The sequence below is a fragment of the Burkholderia sp. 22088 genome (genome assembly GCF_052045915.1).
GTDB classification, from domain to species: Bacteria; Pseudomonadota; Gammaproteobacteria; order Burkholderiales; family Burkholderiaceae; genus Burkholderia; species Burkholderia cepacia.
Window position 1 is genome coordinate 172,587 of record NZ_JBQEPY010000004.1, and the last position, 22,645, is coordinate 195,231.

At 67.7% G+C, this 22,645-nt stretch carries 21 protein-coding genes; 12 read left to right on the top strand and 9 right to left on the bottom strand.

Annotation, left to right across the window (positions count from 1 at the left end; all coding sequences use genetic code 11):
• Positions 1-43: 43 nt before the first annotated feature.
• The 3 genes from pdxY to ACTJLD_RS09095 all read left to right on the top strand — a co-directional run bounded on the left by pdxY (position 44) and on the right by ACTJLD_RS09095 (position 4,992).
• A complete protein-coding gene (pdxY, locus tag ACTJLD_RS09085) occupies positions 44-904 on the top strand; it encodes a pyridoxal kinase PdxY (protein ID WP_027787980.1) in 861 nt (286 codons plus the stop codon).
• Positions 905-1,327: 423 nt separating this feature from the next.
• On the top strand, positions 1,328-3,472 hold the full coding sequence (locus ACTJLD_RS09090) for a phosphocholine-specific phospholipase C (RefSeq protein WP_440658588.1): 2,145 nt from the start codon (positions 1,328-1,330) through the stop codon (positions 3,470-3,472).
• 371 nt (positions 3,473-3,843) lie between these two features.
• Positions 3,844-4,992 (top strand): branched-chain amino acid ABC transporter substrate-binding protein, encoded by a 1,149-nt coding sequence (locus tag ACTJLD_RS09095; protein WP_027787982.1) that lies wholly within the window; start codon positions 3,844-3,846, stop codon positions 4,990-4,992.
• Positions 4,993-5,116: 124 nt separating this feature from the next.
• Here ACTJLD_RS09095 and ACTJLD_RS09100 read toward each other — a convergent pair whose 3' ends face one another.
• The gene (locus ACTJLD_RS09100; RefSeq protein ID WP_027787983.1) at positions 5,117-5,878 is read right to left on the bottom strand and encodes a FadR/GntR family transcriptional regulator; all 762 of its coding nucleotides are present in this window, start codon (positions 5,876-5,878) and stop codon (positions 5,117-5,119) included.
• Between the two features lie 359 nt (positions 5,879-6,237).
• Here ACTJLD_RS09100 and gudD point away from each other — a divergent pair, with 359 nt between their 5' ends.
• Positions 6,238-7,590, top strand: a complete 1,353-nt coding sequence (gene gudD / locus ACTJLD_RS09105; RefSeq protein ID WP_060196115.1) for a glucarate dehydratase — start codon at positions 6,238-6,240, stop codon at positions 7,588-7,590.
• Positions 7,591-7,855: 265 nt separating this feature from the next.
• Here gudD and ACTJLD_RS09110 read toward each other — a convergent pair whose 3' ends face one another.
• Together ACTJLD_RS09110 and ACTJLD_RS09115 are read right to left on the bottom strand one after the other, a co-directional pair.
• Positions 7,856-8,662 carry a hypothetical protein gene (locus ACTJLD_RS09110; RefSeq protein ID WP_021163102.1) on the bottom strand — a complete coding sequence of 269 codons (807 nt, stop codon included), beginning with the start codon at positions 8,660-8,662 and terminating at the stop codon, positions 7,856-7,858.
• A gap of 234 nt (positions 8,663-8,896) precedes the next feature.
• Entirely contained in the window at positions 8,897-9,961 is a 1,065-nt protein-coding gene (locus ACTJLD_RS09115; RefSeq protein ID WP_027787985.1) for a glycosyltransferase family 4 protein, read from the bottom strand.
• Between the two features lie 564 nt (positions 9,962-10,525).
• Between ACTJLD_RS09115 and ACTJLD_RS09120 the strand changes: the two genes are divergently transcribed.
• The gene (locus ACTJLD_RS09120; RefSeq protein WP_027787986.1) at positions 10,526-12,358 is read left to right on the top strand and encodes an ABC transporter ATP-binding protein; all 1,833 of its coding nucleotides are present in this window, start codon (positions 10,526-10,528) and stop codon (positions 12,356-12,358) included.
• A gap of 78 nt (positions 12,359-12,436) precedes the next feature.
• Here the strand turns inward: ACTJLD_RS09120 and otsA are convergent, their stop codons facing one another.
• Together otsA and otsB are read right to left on the bottom strand one after the other, a co-directional pair.
• A complete protein-coding gene (gene otsA, locus ACTJLD_RS09125) occupies positions 12,437-13,816 on the bottom strand; it encodes an alpha,alpha-trehalose-phosphate synthase (UDP-forming) (RefSeq protein WP_059695467.1) in 1,380 nt (459 codons plus the stop codon).
• On the bottom strand, positions 13,813-14,565 hold the full coding sequence (otsB, locus tag ACTJLD_RS09130; RefSeq protein ID WP_027787988.1) for a trehalose-phosphatase: 753 nt from the start codon (positions 14,563-14,565) through the stop codon (positions 13,813-13,815). Before otsB ends, otsA begins: the two co-directional genes overlap by 4 nt.
• A 281-nt stretch (positions 14,566-14,846) precedes the next feature.
• Here otsB and ACTJLD_RS09135 point away from each other — a divergent pair, with 281 nt between their 5' ends.
• Genes ACTJLD_RS09135 through ACTJLD_RS09145 form a run of 3 tightly spaced genes read left to right on the top strand, consistent with a single transcriptional unit; the run spans position 14,847 to position 16,823 of the window.
• Positions 14,847-15,482, top strand: coding sequence for an SCO family protein (locus ACTJLD_RS09135; RefSeq protein WP_440658591.1), 636 nt, complete (start codon positions 14,847-14,849; stop codon positions 15,480-15,482).
• A gap of 14 nt (positions 15,483-15,496) precedes the next feature.
• Positions 15,497-15,943: a copper chaperone PCu(A)C gene (locus ACTJLD_RS09140; protein ID WP_027787990.1), complete on the top strand. Its 447-nt coding sequence runs from the start codon at positions 15,497-15,499 to the stop codon at positions 15,941-15,943.
• A gap of 10 nt (positions 15,944-15,953) precedes the next feature.
• Entirely contained in the window at positions 15,954-16,823 is an 870-nt protein-coding gene (locus ACTJLD_RS09145; protein WP_021163095.1) for a cytochrome c oxidase assembly protein, read from the top strand.
• A 22-nt stretch (positions 16,824-16,845) separates the two neighbouring features.
• Here the strand turns inward: ACTJLD_RS09145 and ACTJLD_RS09150 are convergent, their stop codons facing one another.
• Together ACTJLD_RS09150 and ACTJLD_RS09155 are read right to left on the bottom strand one after the other, a co-directional pair.
• Positions 16,846-17,331 (bottom strand): GNAT family N-acetyltransferase, encoded by a 486-nt coding sequence (locus ACTJLD_RS09150; protein ID WP_021163094.1) that lies wholly within the window; start codon positions 17,329-17,331, stop codon positions 16,846-16,848.
• 127 nt (positions 17,332-17,458) lie between these two features.
• Positions 17,459-18,331 carry a pirin family protein gene (locus ACTJLD_RS09155; RefSeq protein WP_060196103.1) on the bottom strand — a complete coding sequence of 291 codons (873 nt, stop codon included), beginning with the start codon at positions 18,329-18,331 and terminating at the stop codon, positions 17,459-17,461.
• Between the two features lie 109 nt (positions 18,332-18,440).
• On the opposite strand from ACTJLD_RS09155, the gene ACTJLD_RS09160 reads away from it, so the two are divergent.
• Together ACTJLD_RS09160 and ACTJLD_RS09165 are read left to right on the top strand one after the other, a co-directional pair.
• Positions 18,441-19,358: a LysR family transcriptional regulator gene (locus ACTJLD_RS09160; protein WP_021163092.1), complete on the top strand. Its 918-nt coding sequence runs from the start codon at positions 18,441-18,443 to the stop codon at positions 19,356-19,358.
• Positions 19,359-19,460: 102 nt separating this feature from the next.
• Complete coding sequence (locus ACTJLD_RS09165) at positions 19,461-19,964, top strand: GAF domain-containing protein (protein ID WP_021163091.1); 504 nt, start codon at positions 19,461-19,463, stop codon at positions 19,962-19,964.
• Between the two features lie 154 nt (positions 19,965-20,118).
• On the opposite strand, the gene map is transcribed toward ACTJLD_RS09165, so the two are convergent.
• On the bottom strand, positions 20,119-20,925 hold the full coding sequence (map, locus tag ACTJLD_RS09170; RefSeq protein ID WP_027787994.1) for a type I methionyl aminopeptidase: 807 nt from the start codon (positions 20,923-20,925) through the stop codon (positions 20,119-20,121).
• The gene (locus tag ACTJLD_RS09175; protein ID WP_021163089.1) at positions 20,925-21,161 is read right to left on the bottom strand and encodes a ParD-like family protein; all 237 of its coding nucleotides are present in this window, start codon (positions 21,159-21,161) and stop codon (positions 20,925-20,927) included. Before ACTJLD_RS09175 ends, map begins: the two co-directional genes overlap by 1 nt.
• Before the next feature lie 142 nt (positions 21,162-21,303).
• On the opposite strand from ACTJLD_RS09175, the gene ACTJLD_RS09180 reads away from it, so the two are divergent.
• Together ACTJLD_RS09180 and ACTJLD_RS09185 are read left to right on the top strand one after the other, a co-directional pair.
• Positions 21,304-21,924, top strand: a complete 621-nt coding sequence (locus tag ACTJLD_RS09180; RefSeq protein ID WP_027787996.1) for a helix-turn-helix domain-containing protein — start codon at positions 21,304-21,306, stop codon at positions 21,922-21,924.
• Positions 21,925-21,982: 58 nt separating this feature from the next.
• Positions 21,983-22,531, top strand: a complete 549-nt coding sequence (locus ACTJLD_RS09185) for a GNAT family N-acetyltransferase (RefSeq protein ID WP_060086485.1) — start codon at positions 21,983-21,985, stop codon at positions 22,529-22,531.
• Positions 22,532-22,645 lie beyond the last annotated feature (114 nt).

The following is a 22,645-nucleotide window of genomic DNA, read 5'->3' on the forward strand; positions in this document are numbered from 1 at the left end:
GGTATCGTGTGACGTGACCCTGAAACGCGTGCAGGCGATTCCCATGAAAAACGTCCTCAGCATTCAGTCGCACGTCATCTACGGCCATGCCGGCAACAGTGCGGCCGTGTTCCCGATGCAGCGCCTCGGCGTCAACGTCTGGCCGCTCAATACCGTCCAGTTGTCGAATCACATGCAGTACGGCCATTGGGCGGGCAGCGCGATCGATGCCGCGAAGATGGAGCAGCTCGTCGACGGCATCGCCGCGATCGGCGCGCTCAAGCGCTGCGACGCCGTGCTGTCCGGCTTCCTCGGCTCGCCGCCGCAGGCCCGCGCGGCCGTCGAGATCGTCCGCTCGGTGAAGGCGATGAACCCGAACGCGTGGTACTTCTGCGATCCGGCGATGGGCCAGACGGGCGGCATCCGGCCCGAACCCGGCGTCGAGGAATTCATGGTCCAGGAAATGCCGGCGCTCGCCGACGGCATGTCGCCGAACCACACCGAACTGCAGAAGCTGGTCGGGCGGCGCATCGAAACCGTCGCCGAAGCCGTCGAAGCATGTCGCGCGCTGATCCGGCGCGGCCCGCAAATCATCCTCGTCAAGCACCTGCACGACCGCAACAGCCCGGCCGATCGCTTCAACATGCTCGCCGTCACCGAAACCGAGGCATGGATCGGCCAGCGCCCGCTGTACGCGTTTCCGCGCCATCCGGTCGGCGTCGGCGACCTGACCAGCGCGATCTTCGTCGCATGCCGGCTGCGCGGCGACTCCGTGCGCGCCGCGTTCGAGCACACGCTCGCAGCCGTGCATGCGGTCGTGAAGGCGACCTACGATGCACGCCGCTACGAGCTCGAACTCGTCGCCGCGCAGGACGAGATCGCACGCCCGAGCGAATGGTTCGGCGCGTGGGTGACGGACGCCTGACGTACCGGCATCGCCCGCCGCTTCAGCGGCGCGCGTCCCGCGCTTTCCCGTTGTCCCGTTGTCCCGTTGTCCCGTTGTCCCGTTGTCCTGCTTTCCTGCTTTCCTGCTTTCCTGCTTTCCTGCTTTCCTGCTTTCCTGCTTTCCTGCTTTCCTGCTTTCCTGCTTTCCTGCTTTCCTGCTGTCCTGTTGTCCCGCTTTCCCGCTCTACCCCCTGCATCACCACGACCGTTCGCGATATGCCCCGACGCAGCGTCGATATCGCTTCGACGCGGATGCAAACGTTTCCGGACTTCACATGAATGACACTGATTCCTCGCTATGCTCGCGGCGGCACCACCCGGCGCAGCCGCATCCTGCGACCCGAGTGCGCCCTTTCAGCAGGTCCCGCCAATCGGCTGTCCCTTTTACCCCACGATAACGACCATGACCCGATCGAACCGTCGTGACTTCCTGCGCGTCGCTGCCGGCACCGCCGGCGCCGCCGCGCTGAATCTGTTCCCGCCCGTGATCCGCGATGCGCTCGCGATTCCCGCGAACCGCCGCACCGGCACCATCCGCGATATCGAACACATCGTGATCCTGATGCAGGAGAACCGCTCGTTCGACCACTACTTCGGCACGATGCGCGGTGTCCGCGGCTTCGGTGACCCGCGCCCGCTGCGCCTCGCGAACGGCAAGTCGGTGTTCCACCAGCCGGTCGGCCCGGCCGAGCTGCTGCCGTTCCATCCGGGCGCGGACAAGCTCGGCCTGCAGTTCCTGCAGGACCTGCCGCACGGCTGGCAGGACATGCACGCGGCATGGAACAAGGGCCGCTACGACCAGTGGGTGTCGAACAAGGGCACCACGACGATGGCGTACCTGAAGCGCGACGACATCCCGTTCCACTACCAGCTCGCCGACGCGTTCACGATCTGCGACGCGTACCACTGCGCGATCCCGAGCTCGACCGACCCGAACCGCTACTACATGTGGACGGGCTACGTCGGCAACGACGGCACGGGCGGCGGCCCGGTGCTCGGCAACGAGGAAAAGGGCTACGGCTGGACGACCTATCCGGAAGTGCTCGAACAGGCCGGCGTGTCGTGGAAGATCTACCAGGACATCGGCACGGGGCTCGACGCGAACGGCTCGTGGGGCTGGACGCAGAACCCGTACATCGGCAACTACGGCGACAACTCGCTGCTCTACTTCAACCAGTACCGCACCGCGCTGCCCGGCACGCCGCTGTACGACAAGGCGCGCACCGGCACCAACATCAGCGCCGGCGGCACGCTGTTCGACATCCTGCAGCAGGACGTGAAGAACGGCACGCTGCCGCAGGTGTCGTGGATCTGCGCGCCGGAAGCGTATTCCGAGCACCCGAACTGGCCGGCGAACTACGGTGCGTGGTACATCGAGCAGGTGCTGAAGGCGCTCGTGTCGAATCCGGACGTGTGGAGCAAGACCGCGCTCTTCATCACGTACGACGAAAACGACGGCTTCTTCGACCACGTGCAGCCGCCGTTCGCGCCGCAGTCGCGCGACAACGGGCTGTCGACGGTCGCGACGACCAACGAGGTGTTCCCCGGCGACGCATCGCACATGGCCGGCCCGTACGGGCTCGGGCCGCGCGTGCCGATGCTCGTCGTGTCGCCGTGGACGAAAGGCGGCTGGGTCTGCTCGCAGACCTTCGATCACACGTCGCTGCTGCAATTCATCGAGGCGCGTTTCGGCGCGCAATACCCGGTCAAGGCGGGCAACGTGTCGCCGTGGCGCCGCGCGGTGTGCGGCGACCTGACCGCCGCGTTCGATTTCGCGACGGCCGACGCCGGCTGGCCGACGCTGCCGGATACGAGCGGCTACGCGCCGCCCGACCGCCTGCGCCACCCCGACTACATCCCCGTGCCGCCGGTGCTGCAGAAGCTGCCGAAGCAGGAGGCCGGGCTGCGGCCGGCGCGCGCGCTGCCTTACGAGCTGTTCGTGCACGGCCGCGTCGAATCGGTCAACGGCCTGTTCCGGCTGACCTTCGCGAACACGGGCCGGGCGGGCGCCGCGTTCCAGGTGCAGTCGCGCAACCGCCTCGACGGCCCGTGGGCGTACACGGTCGAAGCCGGCAAGCGGATCGCCGACACGTGGAGCGCCGCGGCGTCGCTCGGCCTGTACGACCTCGACGTGTACGGCCCGAACGGCTTCTACTGCCATTTCCGCGGCCCGTTCGCGACCGGCGTCGGCAGCGCGAACGTGAACCCCGAGGTGATCTACGGCTATGACGTCGCGAACGGCAACATCACGCTGCGCCTGATGAACCGCGGCCACAAGGCGGTGCGGCTCAAGGTCACGAACGCATACGGCCACGGCCGCGCGCGCACGTTCGATCTCGCGCCGGGCCAGCAGATCGACGACTACTGGGATCTGCGCGGCAGCCACGGCTGGTACGACCTGACCGTCAGCGACGGCCGGCTGCTCGGCTTCCTGCGCCGCTTCGCGGGCCACGTCGAGACGGGTCGCCCGAGCACCAGCGATCCGCTGATCCGCACGCACGCATCGCACGACGATGCCGAAGCCGCATCGGACGCGCTGTCCGACTGACGGCCTCACGTGAGGCGGCGCGGCCCCGGCGGGCCGCGCCGCTTCCCTGCCCCTCGCTTCCGCTCCTCCTCTCCGCCCGCTCCGTTCGCGACGGGAAACTCCCGATACCGGCTGCCTCCGCACGCGCGGAAGCTATGCGCAAATCCGCATCGAATGCGCGGCAAATTGCCAAGACCCACGCATATCGGCGACCTATATATCGAAACGATCGGGGCTCTTCGCCGAGCCTGACGGGAGATTCTTCCGAGGATCACGATGCCGACCTCCCCGCCCGATTCCGAGAAGCGGTCGAACCGCCCGCCCGTCGCACGCGTTCAGCCATCCCGAGCGTGTGCGGTACTTACTCGCAGGTATCGAACAAGAGGAACAACATGAAATTCCGTCATTCCCTGCTGTCGGTGTCGATTGCATCCGCGCTTGCCCTCCTCTCGCAACAGGCCGCCCGGGCTGCCGACACGACCGACGTGAAGGTCGGTTTCGCCGCGCCGCTCACGGGCGTGAACGCCGGCTACGGCAAGGATCTGCAGAACGGCGTGCAGCTCGCGCTCGACGATGCCGCCGCGCAGAAGGTGCAGATCGCCGGCAAGCCCGCGCACTTCAACCTCGTCGTGCAGGACGACCAGGCCGACCCGCGCATCGGCGTGCAGGCCGCGCAGGCGCTCGTCGACCAGAACGTGTCGGTCGTGGTCGGCCATTTCAACTCGGGGACGACGATTCCGGCCTCGGTCGTCTACGACAAGGCCGGCATCCCTGTGATCGATCCGGCGGCGACCAACCCGACGCTCACCTCGCGCGGGCTGGCGAACATGTTCATGGTGATCGCGACCGACGGCCAGAACGCCGGCAACGCGGGCAAGTACGCGGTCGACGTGACGAAGGCGAAGCGCATCGCGATCATCGACGACCGCACCGCGTTCGGCCAGGGCGAGGCCGACGAGTTCGAGAAGGCCGTGAAGGCCGCCGGCGGGAACCTCATCGGCCGCGAATTCACCAGCAACCAGGCGGTCGACTTTCGCGCGCAGATCACGAGCCTGAAGGCCAAGAATCCCGACCTGATCTTCTTCGGCGGGCTCGATTCGCTCGCCGCGAACTTCATCAAGCAGATGCGCCAGCTCGGGCTGAACGCGCAGTTCGTCGGCGGCGGCGGCGTGAAGGACAACGAGTTCATCAAGATCGCGGGCCCGGCCGCCGAAGGCGCGATGGCATGGGAATACGGCCGGCCGCTCGACGAGCTGCCGCAAGGGAAGGATTTCGAACAGCGCTTCAGGAAGCGCTTCGGGGTCGACGTGCTGTCGTACGCGCAGTTCGGCTACGACGCCGCTTGGGCGGCGATCAAGGCGATGCAGGCGGCCAGCTCGACCGACCCGAAGGTCTATCGTCCGGCGCTGAAGAAGATCGACTTCGAAGGCGTCACCGGCCGCATCTCGTTCGCGAACGACGGCTCGCTGAAGAGCGGGATGTCGACGCTGTACCAGGTGAAGAGCGGCGCGTGGAAGACGATCACGACGAAGGGAGGCTGATCGGCGGTGCCGGCGGCCGGCGGCGGACACGCCGCCCGGCCGCGGAGATCGATGAACGGATATCGATCTCGTATGACGACTGATGTTGACGGGATTCGACCGGGCGGACGCACCGCCCGGCGCATCAGCCGGCCTGCGTGTCGCGCTCGGCCTCGGCCGCCTCGTGCGCGCGGCGCAGCCGCTCGCGGCTGTTGGTGAGGTGCGTGCGCATCGCGGCGCGTGCGGCCTCCGGGTCGTGGCGCGCGATCGCCTCGTAGATGTCCTCGTGCTCGTGGTTCAGCCGGCCGACGTACCGCTCCAGATCGTCACCGGCAAAGCGGGCCGAATTCACGCGCGTGCGCGGGATGATCGACGTGCCGAGCTGCGTCATGATGTCGACGAAATAGCGGTTGCCGGTGGATTGCGCGATCTGCAGGTGGAACTGGAAGTCGAGCTGCGCCGTGTCGCGGCCGCCGCCCGCCCCCGTTGCGATCGCGTCGAGCGCGCGCCGCAACGCGACCAGGTCGGTTTCGTTCGCGCGCTGCGCGGCGAGGCTCGCGCATTCGCTCTCGAGGCTGATGCGCAGTTCCAGCACCGCGAGCACGTCGCGTAGCGTCGTGATCGTCGCCGGGTCGATCCCGAGCGTCTGGCGGCGCGACGGCTCCAGCACGAAGCTGCCGATGCCGTGACGCGTCTCGATGAGGCCGCTTGCCTGCATCCGCGAGATGGCCTCGCGCACGACCGTACGGCTCACGCCCTGCGCCGCCATGACTTCGGTTTCGGTCGGCAGCTTGTCGCCGGGACGCAGCGTGCCGTTTTCGATCTGCGCGGTCAGCGCGTCGACGACATCTTGTGCGAGGCTGCGTGCGCGACGGCGCGGCGCTGCGGGAAGCGTAGGCACGGACATGAGGCCGGTTCCTTTTTGAATGATCGTAATGTGAGCCGAGGGTTTACGCGGGGTTTGAGTGAAAGCCGATGATTCATTATACTGCGTCACAAGTCATCCGACGACTGATGATCAAAACACGGATCTCCTGTCGACTCAAGCGCGCACGCCGGCACTGCCTGGTCCCATGCCTTACGATCAGCCAGCTTTCGCGTTCTGCGCTCCGCTGGTCAGGTTGTCGCTCCCACCCCGTTCCGGGTTGCATCGACCTGCGGGGGCTTGCGCGCCGCGCACGTCGGTTGTCGAATGATCGCACCTCCTGCCGCGCGCGGCAAAGCTTTTGCCGCACGGCATTGCCCACCCTTCTGCCATCGCCGCCCATGAACGCCGTCCCTGCCTCGCCCTCCCACGACACGCCGCGCATCGTCGACCTGCAAGCGATCCCGGTCGCCGGCCACGACAGCATGCTGCTCAACCTGAGCGGCGCACACGGCCCGTTCTTCACCCGCAACCTCGTGATCCTGAAGGACAGCGCGGGCCGGACCGGCGTCGGCGAAGTGCCCGGCGGCGAAAGCATCCGCCGCACGCTCGACGATGCGCGTGCGCTCGTCGTCGGCCAGCCGGTCGGCAATTACCATGCGGTGCTCAACGACGTGCGGCGCACCTTCGCCGACCGCGACGCGAGCGGCCGCGGTCTGCAGACCTTCGACCTGCGCACGACGATCCACGCGGTCACCGCGCTCGAGGCCGCGCTGCTCGACCTGCTGGGCCAGCATCTCGGCGTGCCGGTCGCCGCGCTGCTCGGCGAGGGCCAGCAACGCGAGCGCGTCGAAATGCTCGGCTACCTGTTCTACGTCGGCGATCGCACGAAGACCGCGCTGCCCTACCGCGACGGCAGCGGCGCGACCGACGACTGGACGCGTGTGCGCGACGCAGCCGCGCTGACGCCCGAGGCCGTCGTGCGGCTCGCCGAGGCCGCGCATGCGCGCTACGGCTTCAACGACTTCAAGCTGAAGGGCGGCGTATTCGAAGGTGCGAGCGAGATCGAGGCCGTGACGGCGCTCGCCGAGCGCTTCCCCGACGCGCGCGTGACGCTCGACCCGAACGGCGCATGGTCGCTCGACGAGGCCGTGCGGCTGTGTCGCGACCAGCATCACGTGCTCGCCTACGCGGAAGATCCGTGCGGCGCCGAGAACGGCTACTCGGGCCGCGAGGTGATGGCCGAATTCCGCCGTGCGACAGGGCTGCCGACGGCAACCAACATGATTGCGACCGACTGGCGGCAGATGGGCCACGCGGTGCAGTTGCAGGCGGTCGACATCCCGCTCGCCGATCCGCACTTCTGGACGATGCAGGGTTCGGTGCGCGTCGCGCAGATGTGTCGCGACTGGGGCCTCACGTGGGGTTCGCACTCGAACAACCACTTCGACGTGTCGCTCGCGATGTTCACGCATGTCGCGGCCGCCGCACCGGGCCAGGTCACCGCGATCGACACGCACTGGATCTGGCAGGACGGCGAGCGCCTGACGCGCGAGCCGCTGAAGATCGAGAACGGGCTGGTGGAGGTGCCGAAGCGGCCGGGTCTCGGCATCGATATCGACATGGATGCCGTCGCGGTCGCGCACGAACTGTACAAGCAGCACGGGCTCGGCGCCCGCGACGACGCGGCGGCGATGCAGTACCTGATTCCGGGGTGGACTTTCAACAACAAGCGCCCCTGCCTCGTGCGCTGAGCGCGGAACGGACCGGGCGGCTGAATCGCCCGGCCGAGACGGGCTGGATAGGAGCGGCGAGGCCTGGCAGGCGGGTGTCTGGCGGAAAACGCCGCTCGAGTCGAACAGGATCCCGATCCGGATCCGGATCGGGATGGCGATGCGAACCGGGCCGGCCATATCGAGACTCGGCCGGGCCTGGCCGGTCTTGGCCGTCCGCACCTAGCCGGCCGTTCCTAGCCGGCCGCCCCAATCCCCCGCGCCCGCCCGCCGTGCGCGGGACTTGTCAGACGATCTGTTTGAGCGCGGCGTCGAGAGCAAGCACCGCGACGCGGTCGCCTTCGGTCGCGAGCGGCGCGCGCATGACGATCTGCCGGTTATGGCCGACGGCCGCCGGCGAATCCCACAGCAGCTCGACCTTCGGTCGATTGAACAGGCCGCCGCGGCGCGGCGGCACGACCGAGGGCTGTCCGCCCGTCGCCCCTTCGCCGGCGGCAGGCGCCGTACGGCCGGGCCAGCGCACCGACAGTTCGCGCGCGTCGTACTGGCCGACCTTGCGGCTTTCCATCCAGACGATCGCGGTGCGCGTCAGCACGTCGAGCGAAATCGCATAACGGCCGACCGCGAAGCGGCGGGCCGCCACGTTGGTCCGCCACAGCGGCCGCGGGCGGCAAATCCAGACGATCGCCGCATAAAGCGCCGGGGCCGCAACGAGCCAGCCGTTGGTCGCCGTCACGGCATGCAGCGCGAGGCGCCAGCCATCCACCCAGACGAACATGCCGATCGACCAGACCGCGAACAGGAAACCGATCAGCGCGAAGACGCGCAGCGCCTGGCGCAGCCACTGCGGCAGCGGATGGAACGGCCGCTCGGCGCGCGCGACGGCACCCGGCAGCGCGAGCAGCAGGAAGATCAGCAGGAGGTAGACGAACGCCCAGGGCGACGACACCATCGCGGACAGCGACGAGCGATAGCCCATCTGGGACATCGAGAACAGCCAGCGCGCGAGCAGCACGAGACCGATCGCACGCAACGCGAAGATCACACCGGCGCCGGGGGCCGGCGCTGCGCGCGTGGATTTCGTTCTCGCCAAGACTGCTCTCCTCTGGATATTCGTGCGGGGCCGGATTTCACGGCACGGCCATTATAGGGACATTACCGTCTGGACAGATGGCTGGATGCCATGCCGGGCCGCTTCGGGGGCCGTTCGCGGCGTCGGGCGCGGCGAGAATACAACAGATCCGCGCCGCGGATGTGACAACGCCCCGCCGGAAACCCGGACGGGGCGTCGTTAGCGAGCCGCGCGCCGCCGGGCGGCGGCCCGCAATCAGCCTGCGTTGACTTCGCGGAGCACCGTGCGACGCTTCTGGCGCAGCAGTTCCTCGTAGCCCTTCACGTAGTTCTGCGCCATCACCTTCGACGAGAAGCGTGCTTCGAACGCGGCGCGGACCTTCTCGCGCGGCAGCGTATCGAGGCGCTTGAGCGCCGCGACGGCCGACAGTTCGTCTTCGACGACGAAGCCCGACACGCCGTTGTCGATCACTTCCGGCACCGAGCCGCGCTTGAACGCGATCACCGGCGTGCCGCAGGCCATCGCCTCGATCATCACCAGGCCGAAGGGCTCCGGCCAGTCGATCGGGAACAGCAGCGCGTGCGCGTTGCCCAGGAATTCCGTCTTCTCGGCTTCGCTGATTTCGCCGATGTACTCGACGTGCGGCAGCGCGAACAGCGGCTTGATCTTCTCTTCGTAGTACGCGCGGTCAGCCTTGTCGAGCTTCGCGGCGATCTTGATCGGCAGGCCGGCCTGCTCGGCGATGCGGATCGCCGTGTCGACGCGCTTCTCCGGCGAGATGCGGCCGAGGAACGCGAGGTAGCTCGGCTTCACGTTCGGGATCGGCGTCAGCAGGTTTTCCGGCAGGCCGTGGTAAACGGTCGACAGCCAGTTCGCCTGCGGCAGCGGGATGCGCTGGTTGTCGGAGATCGACACGACCGGCACGTCGCTGAACGCATTGAAGATCGGCTGCAGTTCCGGCAGGTCGAGACGGCCGTGCATCGTCGTCAGATGCGGGACCGGCTGGCGCGAGAACAGCGAGAACGGGTAGTAGTCGATGTGGCAGTGCAGGACGTCGAACTCTTCCGCGCGGCGGCGCACCTGCTCGAGGAGCAGCATGTGCGGGGCCATCACGTCGCGGATCGTCGGGTCGAGGCGCAGCGCCTGCGGCCAGCACGCCTCGAGCTTCGCGGAGGTTTGCGAATCGCCGCTCGCGAAGAGCGTAACGTCATGCCCCATCTCGACAAGTGCTTCGGTGAGGTAGGACACCACTCGCTCGGTACCACCGTACAGTTTCGGGGGCACCGCTTCGTGCAACGGAGCGATTTGGGCGATTCGCATGCGCAACTCCTAAAAAATCGGCTAAAAACCAGGTATGGGTCGGCAACCTGCCGGCGGTCCGGGCTGGATGCATTTCGCCCGAAAAGTCGGACGAATCAGCCTGCCGGGGGCGTCAAACCCGCGCTGCTCAAGGAGCGTCGGCGACGCGACAGGCATAGAACGTTTGAAACGAAGACCCGTTGACAGGGGTTCGTAAAAAACCTGGAATCGAACCCGGAGCCGATTATCTAGGGTTAATCCCGATACGGCGCACAACATTTCAAACACTTTACTTTGTTACAAAGGTGCAACACTTTGCAACCCGCGGACTTGGGTGTCCGTTCTAGAGTGGAAGGCCCTTTTGGCATTCCTTGCCCCCGTGACTGCCGGCAGCGTGATTCCGGCACATGAGACAGGACGGGATGCCGGATTTTATCTCAAAATCGATCGCGCACCCCTGGCCGAGGCAAGATTCGCGCAGCGCAGCGCACGGCCTTGTTTACAATGCCGGATTATTCAGTCCGGGCGAACGCCGGCAAGCGATCCCGCCGCCACGCTCAATCACCGAATCACCGCACGCATATTTTGGAATCTCTCACCCCTGCCCAGCGCAACGCCCACAACGCGAAGCTGTCGAGCTACGCGCACCGGCCGATCGCGTTCCTGTTCCGCTACATCCGCCTGCATCCCGTTGCCCACCTGATCGTGCTCTGCAGCGTGCTGGCCGCCGTCGGCTGCGCGCTCGGCTCGCAATACGCGATCAAGCACCTGATCGACGTGCTGGCGACCGGGCGTCATCACCCCGGCCCGCTGTGGAGCGCATTCGCGCTGCTCGTCGGGCTGATCGCGGCCGACAACCTGCTGTGGCGCGTCGGCGGCTGGGTCGCCGCGCATACGTTCGTCGCGGTCACCGGCGACCTGCGGCGCGACCTGTTCCAGTACCTGATCGGTCATTCGCCGACCTACTACTCCGAAAAGCAGCCGGGCACGCTCGCGAGCCGCATCACGGCCACGTCGAACGCCGTCTACACGTCGGAGAACACGATGGCGTGGAACGTGCTGCCGCCGTGCATCGCGGTGATGGGCGCGATCCTGATGATCATCGTCGTCAATCCGATGATGGCCGCCGGCCTGCTCGGCTGTTCGGCCGTGCTGTCCGTGATCCTGTTCAAGCTCGCCGGGCGCGGCTCGGCCCGCCACCATGCGTTCGCGGCGAAGGCCGCCGCGGTCGACGGCGAACTCGTCGACGTGATCGGCAACATGGGCCTCGTGCGTGCGTTCGGGATGACGCTGCGCGAACAGAAGCGCTTCGGCGCAACGGTCAAGGCCGAGATGGATGCGCGCCAGCAAAGCCTGCTCTATCTCGAAAAGCTGCGCCTGCTGCACGCGGTGATCACCGCGATGCTGTCCGCCGGCCTGCTCGGCTGGGCGCTTTGGCTGTGGGACCAGGGCCGCGCGACGTCCGGCGACATCGTGCTCGTCAGCTCGCTCGGCTTCACGATCCTGCACGGCACGCGCGACCTCGCGGTCGCGCTCGTCGACGTCACCCAGCACGTCGCGCGCCTGTCCGAAGCCGTCAAGACGTTGCTCGAGCCGCACGGGATGCCCGATCGCTCGGACGCCCAGCCGCTGTCGGCCAAGGGCGGCCGCGTCGACTTCGAGCGCGTGACGTTCGCGTATCCGCACCGCCGCGCGATCCTCGACCACTTCGATCTCCATATCGAGCCGGGCCAGCGCGTCGGCCTGATCGGCAAGTCGGGCGCCGGCAAGTCGACCGTGCTCGCGCTGCTGCAGCGCTTCTACGACACGCAGGACGGCGTCGTGCAGGTGGACGGCCAGGACGTGAAGACGATCACGCAGGACAGCCTGCGCCACGCGATCGCGCTCGTGCCGCAGGACATCTCGCTGCTGCACCGGACCATCTACGACAACATCGCATACGGCCGCCCCGATGCGACCCGCGACGAAGTGCTCGCGGCCGCGCGCGACGCGCGCTGCGCGGAATTCATCGAAGCGATGCCGGAAGGCTATGACACGATCGTCGGCGACCGCGGCGTCAAGCTGTCGGGCGGGCAGCGCCAGCGCATCGCGATCGCGCGCGCGATCCTGAAGAACGCGCCGATCCTGCTGCTCGACGAAGCGACGTCCGCGCTCGACAGCGCATCCGAGGAAGCGATCCAGAGCGCGCTCGACCGCCTGATGGTCGGTCGCACGGTGATCGCGATCGCGCACCGCCTGTCGACGCTGCGCAACTTCGACCGGATCATCGTGATGAACAACGGCAAGGTCATCGACGACGGGCCGCCCGACGTGCTGCGCAACCGCCCCGGCCTGTACCGCGACCTGCTCGCGAAGCAGCACGGCCGCCATCACGCGGCGCCCGACGGCAGCACGCCGACCGGCGAACGCGTGGCCTGACGCACCGGCCCGCAGCCAGCAAAAAAGCCGCAGTGCTGCTCGCACTGCGGCTTTTTCATTTCCGGCGAGGGGCGTCGGTTACGCGTGCTGCAGATCGCGCAGGAAGTTGTCGCGCCACACCGACACGTTGTTCTCGCGAAGCTGCGCAATCATGTCCGTATAACGCGCGCGCCGCTCGGCGAGCGGCATCGTCAGCGCCTGCGACAACGCATCGGCCATCCCGTCGATATCGATCGGATTGACGATCAGCGCCCCCGTCAGCTCGCGCGCGGCGCCCGCGAAACGCGACAGCACGAGCACGCCCGGATCGTCCGGATCCTGCGCGGATACGTACTCCTTCGCGACGAGGTTCATCCCGTCACGCAACGGTGTCACGTAGCCGACCCGCGCGAGCCGGTACAGCGCCGCGAGCAGCTGGCGGTCGTACTGGCGATGGATATAGAGGATCGGTGCCCAGTCGAGCTCGGCGAAGCGTCCGTTGATGCGTCCCGACTCTCCTTCGAGCTGCAGGCGGATGTCCTGGTACGCACGCAGCTCCGCACGGGTCGACGGCGCGATCTGCAGGAACGACACGCGATTGCGATGCGACGGCTCGTGCTCGAGCAACTTCTCGAACGCGCGGAAGCGCTCGACGAGCCCCTTCGAGTAATCGAGCCGGTCGACGCTCATGATCAGCTTGCGGCCCCGCAGCGACGTCGCGAGCGTGCGCACCGCCTTGCCGTGCTCGCCGGCCTGCGCGAGCGCCGCGATCTCGTCCGGATGCACGCCGATCGGATACGCGGCCGCGCGCAGCGTCCGGCCGAATGCGCGCACCGTCACCAGGCGGCCGTCGCGCTCGATCACGCCGTCCGCTTCGGATTCGACGTAATCGCAGAATGCGCGCAGGTCGGGTTCGGTCTGGAAGCCGAGCAGGTCGAACGCGCACAGCGACTCGACCAGGTCGCGATGCGGCGGCACGTTGACGAGCACCTGCGCGGCGGGAAACGGGATGTGCAGGAAGAAACCGATGCGGTTCTTCACGCCGGCCGCGCGCAGCGCGCGCGCGAACGGGATCAGGTGATAGTCGTGCACCCAGATCACGTCGTCGTCCTGCAGCAGCGGCACGAGCTGCTGCGCGAGCCACACGTTGACGCGGCTGTAGCCTTCGAACTCGTGACGGTCGTACTGGATCAGGTCGGTGCGGTAGTGAAACGCGGGCCACAGCGTCGCGTTCGAGAAGCCGCGGTAATACTGGTCGTAGTCGCGCCGCGACAGGCCGATGGTCGCGAACGTGACCGGCCCGTGCTCCTCGACGCGAATCTGCGGCGCGCCGGACGCGACGACCTCGCCGCTCCAGCCGAACCACATGCCGCCCGTCTCCTTCAGCGCATCGTAGACACCGATCGCGAGGCCGCCTGCCGCCGGTTCGCCTTCCGAAATCGGTGCGACGCGGTTTGAAACGATGATGAGGCGACTCATGCGTGCGGCTGCCCCGCACCGAGCCAGTGCGCGATCTGCTCATGCAGCGCGTCGACCGAATCGAGCCGCGTGCGGGCGGACGTCTCGCCCGCGCCGACCTTGATCGACAGGCCGCCGCGCGCGTTGACCACCGCGAAGCCCTTCTCGTCGGTCAGGTCGTCGCCCGCGAACAGCGGCACGCGGCCCGCGAACGGGGGCTCGTCGAGGAACGCGGCCAGCGCGCGCCCCTTGTCGACCCCCTTCGGCTTGATCTCGAACACCATCTTGCCGGGCTGCAGCACATACGCATCGGCATAGTCGGCGACGAGGCGCTCGGCGGCCGCCCGCGCAGCCGCCTCGCGCTCGGGCGCGTTGCGGTAGTGCAGCGCAACGGCCGCGCCCTTGATTTCGAGCAGCATGCCCGGATGACGGTCGACGACGGCCGCCAGCTCGCGCTCGATGCGCAGCAGGCGTTCGTCGTTGAAGCCGATGCGCTGCGTGTCGCCGTTCGCATCGCGGCGCTCCGCGCCGTGCAGGCCGGCGATCGGCAGGCCGGGCATCTTGAGGAACGTGTCGAGGTTGTCGATACCGCGCCCGGACACGATCGCGACCGCACCGTGCGAGCGGCGCCGCAGCTCGTCGAGCAGCGTCAGCAGCGACGGCGGAACGTGAATGCTGTCGGGCGTCGGCGCCAGTTCGACGAGCGTGCCGTCGAAGTCGAAGAAGAACGCGGTATCGGTCAGGGACAGGGAAGCCGGAACGGATTGCATCGATTCGATAGTCTGAGAGGCGGCCGGCAAACGCCGCACCGCCGCTGCGCGATGGAATTGTGCGCATCTTACCGCGCCTGCGCACCGAGATGGGCGAAACCGGCGCATCGCCGGCCGTCCGCCGCCGATTGCGTCGACTGCGACATATTGCCCCGCTCGCCCGCCCCGTACGGGTTTCGAAAGGACGCGGGCGCGCGAATTGCGCTACAGTCGCAACCGCCTGCCGCGCGACGCATGGCATCGCGCCGGCCGGTCACCTTTCCGTCCGATCGAGCCCCAGGATGTCGTCTGCCCGCCCAGCGCCGCACCGGCGCTTCTCCCGCCTCATCCGCACGACCGCGGCCCTCGCCGCCGCCGTGGCGCTCGCCGCGTGCACGCACGACGAGCCGCGCTGGAACCTGACCAACGTCACCGGCCACCTGCCCGACCTGTCGTTCACGCTGACGGGCGGCGACGGCCATCCCGTCGACGCCGATGCGTTCCACGGCCAGGTCGCGCTCGTCTACTTCGGCTACACGCACTGCCCCGACGTCTGCCCCGAAACGATGGCACGGCTGATGGAAGTGCTGGCGAAGCTCGGCCCGCAGGCCAACGACGTGCGCATCCTGTTCGTCTCGGTCGATCCTGCGCGCGACACGCCGCAGGCGATGCAATCGTATGTCGCCGCGTTCGACGCCGCGCATGCGCGCGGCCTGACCGGCACCGACCGCCAGATAGAATCGCTCGCGAAGCGCTATCGCGTCGCGTACCAGATGGAACAGCGCGATCCGTCCGACGGCTACGAAGTCACGCACAGCTCGGCCGTCTACATCTTCGACGCAACCGGCCGCGCCCGCCTGCTTGCGACCGACCGCGACTCGCCCGACGCCATCGCCGCCGATGTGCGCCGGATCATCGACACCGCCTCCACCACCTGAATTCCTCTCACGACATGAAGACGAAGACGACACTCAAGACGCTCGCCCTCCTCGCCGCGCTGTGCGCCGGCACCCACGCCTATGCCGCCGGCGCGATCACCGCGCAGAACGCATGGGTGCGCTGGCTGCCGAACAAGCTGCCGGCCGGCGGCTACGTGACGATCGTGAACACGGGCGACAAGCCGGTCGATCTCGTCGACGTCGACAGCCCCGACTACGGGATGGCGATGCTGCACCAGACCGTCTCGAACGGCTCGACGCAGAAGATGGAAATGGTCGACAAGCTGACAGTCCCCGCGCGCGGCAAGGTCGACATCGCACCGGGCGGCTACCACTTCATGCTCGAGGAGCCGAAGCACGCGATCAAGCCGGGCGACACCGTGCACCTGCGCCTGAAATTCTCCGACGGCGAAACGGTCGATGCGCCGTTCGCCGTGAAATCGCCGGCCCAGGCGAAGTGATGCGCGCGCGATGAACCTCCTGTACTGGCTCGATCCGTGGGAACCGTCGCCGACCGTGGTGATCGCGGTGCTCACCGCTGCCGTGCTGTTCGCGCGCGGCGTGAAGAAGGCGAAGGTGTCGCCGCTGCGGCAGTTCTCGTTCTGGTTCGGGCTGACGGCGCTCTACATCGCACTTCATACACGGCTCGACTATTTCTTCGAGCACGAGTTCTTCCTGCACCGCGCGCAGCACCTCGTGCTGCACCACCTCGGGCCGTTCTTCATCGCGCTGTCCTATCCGGGCGCGGCGATTCGCGCGGGCATCCCGTTTCGCTGGCGGCAGCGCTTCGTGCGCCCCGCCCTCGCGTGGGCGCCCGTGCGCGCGACACTCGACGTGGTGTTCCATCCCGTCGTCGCGGTCGTGCTGTTCGTCGGGCTGATCTATTTCTGGCTGCTGTCGCCGATCCACTTCATCGCGATGCTCGACTGGCGTCTCTATCGCGTGATGAACTGGAGCATGGTGATCGACGGGCTGCTGTTCTGGTGGCTCGTCGTCGATCCGCGCCCCGCGCCGCCTGCGCGGCTGTCGCCGGGCCGCCGGATCCTGATCGTCGTCGCGGCGATCCCGCCGCAGATCGCACTCGGCGCGCTGATCTTCTTCACGCCGCACGAGCTGTATCCGATCTATTCGATCTGCGGCCGCGCGTTCACGTGGCTGAGCCCGCTGCGCGACCAGCAGATCGGCGGCCTGCTGCTGTGGATTCCCGGCTCGATGATGAGCGTGATCGGCGCGCTGATCGCGCTGCGGCACTGGCTGCGGCTGTCCGCCCGCGGCCGCCTGATCGGCGAACGGGCCGCGCAACGCGCGGACGCGCCGTCGGTCGCGCGCGCCGCGCACTGACTGCCGCGCGGCGCGGCACGCATTACGCGCGCGCGCTGCTCATCCACACGTGCGGGATGCCGTCCTCGTCGTGCACGTCCGAGCTCGGCGTGAAGCCGAATGCCCCGTAAAAACGCTGCAAGTGGGCCTGCGCATGCAGGCTCACCGGCGTATCCGGCCACTGCGCGCGAATATGCTCGAGCGCGCGCGACAGCAGCCCGTTGCCCAGGCCGGCGCCGCGAAACGCGGCGGTCGTCAGCACGCGGCCGATGCGGACATCGGTGTTCTGCGCATCCGGCAACAGCACGCGCAGATAGCCGGCGAGGCGCCCGGCCGGATCGAATGCAGCCAGGTGCCACGCGGCCTGGTCCGCGTCGTCGATGTCGCGATACACGCAATTCTGCTCGACGACGAACACGGCGCTGCGGGCTTCGAGGATCGAATAGACTTCGCGCGCCGTCAGCGCGTCGAAGGATTTCCAGCGCCAGTCGAGATCGGCGGCGCTCGGGGATGCGGCGGATGCGTTCATGGTCGGTCCTGATTCGGGCGCGCCGGCCGGCGCGCGGCAATCGTCGATTATGCCCCGAAGCGCACGCGCCGCGCGACCGGCTGCCCGTCCCCGAAAAAAAGGCCCCGCATTGCGCGGGGCCTGTCCGTCATGCCGGCATCTGGCCGAAGCGGCCGTTGTTGAAGTCCTCGATCGCGGTGCGGATCTCCGCTTGCGAGTTCATCACGAACGGCCCGTATCCGACGACGGGCTCGTCGATCGGTTCGCCGCTCAGGATCAGCAGCTTCGCGTCGCCGTTCGCTTCGATCTCGACGTCGCTGCCGTCGCGGCCGAGCTGCACGAACTGCGCTTCGCGGGCGACCGTCTCGCCGTTCACCTGCACGGTACCGCTCAGCACGACCACCGCGAGCGTGCGCCCTTCGGCGACCGGGAACCGCGCATGGCCGCCGGCCACGAGCCGCACGTCCCATACGTCGATCGGCGTATGCGTGCGGGCCGGGCCGCGCCGCCCGTCGAGCTCGCCCGCGATGATCCGCGCACGCCCCGCGCCGTCCGGCAGCTCGACCACGGGGATGTCCGCGTCCAGCAGCGTCTGGTAGCCGGGCGCCCCCATCTTGTCCTTGGCGGGCAGGTTCACCCACAGCTGGACCATCTCGAGCGGGCCGCCACGCTTCGTGAACCCTTCCGAGTGGAATTCCTCGTGCAGGATCCCGCTCGCGGCCGTCATCCACTGCACGTCACCCGGGCCGATCACGCCGCCCGCGCCGGTCGAGTCGCGGTGCGCGACCTCGCCGTCATAGACGATCGTCACCGTCTCGAACCCGCGGTGCGGATGCTGGCCGACCCCGCGCGGCGCCGAGGCCGAGCCCGGCTCGAACGTGGCCGGGCCGGCGTAGTCGAGCAGCAGGAACGGGCTCAGATGCGCGCCGTGAGACTGGTAGCTGAACATCGAACGCACCGGGAAACCGTCGCCGACCCAATGGCCGCGCGGCGCACTGTACACACCCTGGATCTTCTTCATTGCCTTCTCCGAATTGCGGCGAAACACGTGTTTCGCATCCTGGACAGGAATATAGAGGTGGAACGATCGATCCGGTAGACTGCCAAAATCGCACTCAGCGTTCCATTTCATGAACGATAAAGCGCGGGATCTGAACGATCTCTATTATTTCGTGCAGGTCGTCGAACACGGCGGCTTCGCACCGGCCGGGCGTGCGCTGGACATGCCGAAATCGAAGCTGAGCCGCCGCATCGCGCTGCTCGAGGCGCGGCTCGGGATGCGGCTGATCCAGCGCTCGACGCGCCGCTTCACCGTTACCGACGTCGGCCAGACCTACTACGCGCATTGCCGCGCGATGCTCGTCGAGGCCGATGCGGCCGACGAGGCGATCGCGCTGCTGCACGAGGAGCCGCGCGGCATCGTGCGCGTCAGTTGCCCGATCGTGCTGCTCGATTCGCTCGTCGGCGAGATGATCGCCGCGTTCATGGTCGCGTGCCCGCGCGTCGAGATTCATCTGGAAGCGACCAACCGGCGCGTCGACGTGGTCGGCGAAGGGATCGACGTCGCGATCCGCGTACGCCCGCCGCCGCTCGAGGACAGCGATCTCGCGCTGCGCGTGCTGGCCGAGCGCGGCCAGTGCCTCGTCGCGAGCCCCGCGCTGCTGCGCGAGCATGGCGCACCGGCCGTTCCCGCCGATCTCGCGCGCCTGCCGAGCCTCGATCACGGCGTCCCGCAGTCCACGCACGTGTGGCGGCTGCGCGGGCCCGACGGCGCGCATGCGGAAATCCACCACCTGCCGCGCTTTGTGACCGGCGGCATGCTCGCGTTGCGCGCGGCGGCCGTCGCGGGTGTCGGCATCGTGCAGTTGCCGACGATGATGGTGCGCGACGAGGTCGCGCGCGGCGCGCTGGTAACCGTGCTGCCCGACTGGGCACCGCGCCGCGAGATCGTGCATGCGGTGTTCGCGTCGCGCCGGGGGTTGCTGCCTGCGGTGCGCGCGCTGCTCGATTTTCTGGCCGCGCGGTTTGCCGAACTCGAACCCGACTGAGCTCGCCGCGTCACGCGCAACCGCGCGCTGCAAACCGTGCGTGCGTGCCGTAGACTGCGGTACGCGCATCGCGCATTCCACAACCCTGATCGCTTTTCCGCCATGTTCACGCTGTCCAACGACCCCAACGCCTCCAAGGCCGATCAATACGCGACGCTCGTCGAGCAAGCACGCGCGCTCGTCGAATCCGAACGCGACCTGACCGCGAACGCGGCCAACTTCGCCGCGCTGGTCTACCACTCGCTCGACCGTCTCAACTGGGCCGGCTTCTACTTCTTCGACGGGACGGAGCTCGTGGTCGGGCCGTTCCAGGGCAAGCCCGCCTGCGTGCGGATCGCGCTCGGCAAGGGCGTGTGCGGCACGGCTGCGCAGACGCGCGAGACGCAGGTCGTGCGCGACGTGCATGACTTCCCCGGCCATATCGCGTGCGACGCCGCGTCGGAATCGGAAATCGTCGTGCCGCTGGTGGCCGGCGACGGCACGCTGATCGGCGTGTGGGACGTCGACAGCCCGGTAGCCGCGCGCTTCGACGAAGAAGACCGCCAGGGGATGGAGGCGCTCTGCCGCGTATTCGTCGAATCCGCCTGGCAGAAGGCGCGCGGTTGAGCGGCGGCTGAGCCGCGTTCATCCACTGCGCGGCGCGCGGCAGGTCGCCGCGTTCGCGCATGAATAGCGCCGCATGACCTCGAACGAAACGGGCTCCGCAAAGGAGCCCGTTTCACTGTGCCGCCGCACCGCCCTTCGCGGCGCACTTTACGCGTCAGGCAGCGTGCGTGCCGGACAGCGCCGGGAACGCTTGCGGCTTCACATCCTCGGTCAGCACCTCGAAGCCCGTTTCCGTCACCACGACCATGTGCTCCCATTGGGCCGACAACGAATGGTCCTTCGTGACGACCGTCCAACCGTCCGCCAGCATGCGCGTGTCGCGTTTGCCCGCGTTGAGCATCGGCTCGATCGTGAAGATCATCCCCGGCCGCAGCGGTACGCCGGTGCCCGGGCGGCCGTAGTGAAGCACCTGCGGCTCGTCGTGATAGACGTCGCCGATGCCGTGCCCGCAGTACTCGCGAACCACGCTGAATCCTTCGCGATGCGCGACCTGCTGGATCGCGTAGCCGACGTCGCCGAGCGTGGCGCCCGGGCGTACCGCGCGAATGCCCGCATGCATCGCCTCATAGGTCGTCGCGACGAGGCGCCGCGCGAGTTCATTCGGTTCGCCGACGAAATACATGCGGCTCGTATCGCCAAACCAGCCGTCCTTGATCACCGCGATGTCGAGGTTCACGATGTCGCCGTCGCGCAACGGCCGCGACGTCGGGATACCGTGACACACCACGTGGTTGACCGACGTGCACAGCGTCTTCGGATAACCGTGGTAGCCGATGTTCGCCGGGATCGCCCCGAGCACGTCGACGATGTATTCGCGGCAGCGTGCGTCCAGTTCGTCGGTGGTGACGCCCGGCTTCACGTGCTCGGTGATCATCGTCAGCACCTGCGACGCCAGCTTCGCGGCTTCGCGCGACTTGGCGATTTCCGCCATGCCGCGGATCGGGATGTCTCGCTTCGCCATTACGCCACCTGCTCGATGCCGTGTTCGACCGGTTCCGCCGGCCCCGCGTCGCCGCCCCGTGCTTCGGCCTCGATCAGCATCCGGCAGATGTCGCCGTAGGACAGCGCCGGATTGAGTTCCGCCAGCATCCCGACGCGCAGCCAGTGCTCGGCCTGTGCGTTGATCGAGCGGCTCAGCGCCGTGCTGGTCGAGCGCAGCCGCTCGTGCATGTGCTCGGAAATCTTGATGATGCCCATATATCCCCAATTAAACGAAACGTAGCCGGTTCGTATATTACGCTGCGGTCGGCTGGCGGGCAAGCCATGCGGATTCCGTTGAGCCGCCAGCCCGTCATCGGCGTTGACACTGAATTCCAGTTTGCTGGAAAATAAATCCACCATGAAAGAATCCGTCACCGCCGCTGCCGACGACACCGGCATCAACGAACGCATCGCCCGGCGCGTGCGCGACCTGCGCACCGTACGAGGCTACACGCTCGATGCACTGGCCGCGCGCTCCGGCGTCAGCCGTTCGATGATCTCGCTCATCGAACGTGCATCGGCCAGCCCGACGGCCGTCGTGCTCGACAAGCTGGCAGCCGGTCTCGGCGTGTCGCTGGCCGGGCTGTTCGGCGGCGACCACGACGACGCGCCCGCGCAGCCGCTGGCACGCCGCGCGCAGCAGGCCGAATGGCGGGATCCGGCGTCCGGTTATGTGCGCCGCAACCTCTCCCCGGCTGGCTGGCCGTCGCCGATCCAGCTCGTCGAGGTGGATTTCCCGCCCGGTGCGCGCGTCGCGTACGACAGTGGCGGGCGCGAAAGCGCGTTGCATCAGCAGGTGTGGATCATCAGCGGCCGCGTCGACGTCACGCTCGGCGAAACGCTTCACGAACTTCACGAAGGCGACTGCCTGGCCATGCGGCTCGACCAGCCGCTGATTTTCAGCAACCCGTCGCCGCACGCCGCGCGTTATGTCGTCGTGATCTGCGACGCATCCGCCGCCGGTATGCGCACCCTCTGATGAACGCGTCGTCGCAGCAGCCGTGCGCGCGACCCACTTACTGCCCACAGGAGTCCGTATGAATTCCCCGAAACAGCGCGACGACGTGCGCCTGATCGATTGCAGCGAGGCCGAGCATGCGCCGGCCATCCTCGAGATCCTGAACGACGCGATCGCGAACTCGACCGCGCTGTACGACTACAAGCCGCGTCCGCCGGAAGCGATGGTCGCGTGGTTCGCGGCGAAACGCGCAGGCGGCTTCCCGGTCATCGGCGCGGTCGACGCGTCGGGCACGCTGCTCGGCTTCGCGAGCTGGGGCACGTTCCGCGCGTTTCCCGCGTTCAAGTACACGGTCGAACACAGCGTGTATGTGCATCACGACCAGCGTGGCCGCGGGCTTGGCGAAGTGCTGCTGCGCGAAGTCGTCCGGCGCGCGCGGGAAGCGGAAGTACACGTGCTGGTCGGCTGCATCGATGCGGCCAATGCGGGGAGCATCGCACTGCATGCGAAGCTGGGATTCGTGCACTCGGGCACGATCAAGGAAGCGGGCTTCAAGTTCGGCCGCTGGCTCGACGCGGCGTTCTATCAGTTGACGCTCGACACGCCTGCGCAACCGGTGGACGGCTGAGCGGATGTCGCGATGGACGAGCGGCATCGCATGGCCGAAGCCTGCTCGAGAATCCCGCTGCATCTGCCGAAATCAAAAAGCCCGCTCGCAGCGGGCTTTTGTTTTCAAACATGC